Source organism: Salegentibacter sp. UBA1130, assembly GCF_002311535.1.
GTDB classification, from domain to species: Bacteria; Bacteroidota; Bacteroidia; order Flavobacteriales; family Flavobacteriaceae; genus Salegentibacter; species Salegentibacter agarivorans.
In genome coordinates, this window is sequence record NZ_DCAP01000010.1 from 1 (window position 1) to 240 (window position 240).

1 protein-coding gene is annotated in these 240 nt (G+C 40.8%); it reads right to left on the minus strand.

The genetic code is table 11. The annotated features are described in order from the left end of the window. Positions 1 to 240 (minus strand): AMP-binding protein (locus B4F31_RS03110; protein ID WP_286760646.1); only part of this gene is annotated, 240 nt, incomplete at both ends.

Below are 240 nucleotides of genomic sequence, written 5' to 3' on the forward strand. Positions count from 1 at the left end.
CCAAATTACTACTATCAGTATCCCTGTAAATAGCACTGTTCAAATCAATCGAAATAGTCTTCTCCTTTGGGAAACTAAGATCACTAGATTCCGGTAAGTCTTCTGTGGTAAGTACAAGACTAGCTCCCGTATCTTCCAATATGTAATCTATACGATCCTGGGGATAACCAGGATCCATTGGAACATAAGCTCCCCCGGCCTTTAAAACACCTAAGGTTCCAACAACCATCTCTAAACTAC